This is a genomic window from Verminephrobacter aporrectodeae subsp. tuberculatae At4, from assembly GCF_000193225.1.
In the GTDB taxonomy this organism is placed as follows: Bacteria; Pseudomonadota; Gammaproteobacteria; order Burkholderiales; family Burkholderiaceae_C; genus Acidovorax; species Acidovorax aporrectodeae.
Window position 1 is genome coordinate 1 of the sequence record NZ_AFAL01001008.1, and the last position, 701, is coordinate 701.

The following is a 701-nucleotide window of genomic DNA, read 5'->3' on the forward strand; positions in this document are numbered from 1 at the left end:
TCTGACGCTGCCCGGAACGATTTTCGCGCCATGCTCGCGCATCAGCGACTGCACGTAGGGGTCGCTGGCGACGATTTCTTCTGCGCGGAGCCTGGCGGCGGCGGCGGCGGCGGCGATGCGGCGGGCGGGGCTGTCGGCGACGGCGCCCAACTCCACGCTGATCTGGCTGGCGTGGCCCGCAGCCTGCAGCGCCTCGCGCAGGCGCTCGCGTGCCGTGGGCTGGCTGATGAGCGACTCGCTCTCCACGCGCAGCAGCCAGTGCGCGCCGTCGCGCGCCACCAGCTGCGACTGCAGGGCCAATTCGCGCGCCAGTGCCTCGATGGCCCGCGTGGAGACCAGCTGCTGCACGGCGGCGTACCACACGTCGCCCTCTGGCGTGGGGCTGTGGCGCGACGGCGCAGGCTCGGGCGTGGATTCCGGCTCGGGCATCACGCGCACCGGGATGGCGTGCAGCGCGGCCCGCGTGGCTTGCGCCGGTTTCCCATCGCTGGAAAAGTGCTCCGCACTGCGCACCGGCAGCACCGTGGCGGCGGCCTGCGTGCGCGGCGGTCGGTCCGAACCCGGCGGGGAGGGTCCGCCGGCACTGTCTGCTGCGCATGCCGGCGCGGCAGGGGGGGGCACGGGCGGCGGCGGGGGGAGCGGCGCCGCGCCCTCCCCTGGCGCCCTGTCCGGGGGCGCCGCCTCAGGCTGCGTCAGGTTTT

General features: G+C 75.5%; 1 protein-coding gene. It reads right to left on the minus strand.

Annotated features, from left to right (window positions below):
• Positions 1 to 621 (minus strand): DNA polymerase III subunit gamma/tau C-terminal domain-containing protein (locus VTU_RS33325; RefSeq protein WP_322835875.1); only part of this gene is annotated, 621 nt, incomplete at its 3' end.
• Positions 622 to 701: the final 80 nt, after the last annotated feature.